The organism is Acidimicrobiia bacterium (genome assembly GCA_029210695.1).
GTDB lineage: Bacteria > Actinomycetota > Acidimicrobiia > Spongiisociales > JAHEDJ01 > JAHEDJ01.
Map to the genome: position 1 here is coordinate 1 of JARGFH010000181.1, position 500 is coordinate 500.

A 500-nucleotide genomic window follows, 5' to 3' on the forward strand; every position below is an offset into this window, starting at 1 on the left:
TTCTTGCATTAGGCTATTCTTATTACCGTCTTTATGCTTCCACTTAACTTTAATAGCACCTAGGCTAGTTATATATTTAGTTAAGGCTGCCTTTGCATAACCATTATTTCTAATAGCATGGGCAGTCCTCATTTGTAACATTAATATCTCTCTAGCTGCTAAAGTATCAGTATCACCTGAAAGTAAGCCATTTATACCTGCTTTATACGAAGTAGATGCCCCTTCATAAGCTACTTGCTGTGGGGTTTGAAAATACATCTCTGAATTATCTTTGTCTGTCATTATAATCTATCCTTTGAAACAAGTAGAGGTATAGTCATATTAGATTTAAACCTAGGTAAAATAGGCTCTAGTTCTGCTATTATACCTAATAACTCATCTCTATGTTCTTTTAAAGCTTCAAGAGTTATATCACTAAAAGTGTAGAGTCTTTGAAAAGAACCTGAACCTACTCTAAGTTCTGTCAATCTCTTACCTGCTATTAAGGCTTCTATTGCAGT

General features: G+C 34.2%; 2 protein-coding genes. Both read right to left on the minus strand.

Translation table 11 applies throughout. The features are described 5' to 3' along the window. Positions 1–282 (minus strand): hypothetical protein (locus P1T08_18990; protein ID MDF1598156.1); only part of this gene is annotated, 282 nt, incomplete at its 3' end. Beyond that, positions 282–500 (minus strand): hypothetical protein (locus tag P1T08_18995; GenBank protein ID MDF1598157.1); only part of this gene is annotated, 219 nt, incomplete at its 5' end. The genes P1T08_18995 and P1T08_18990, both read right to left, overlap by 1 nt.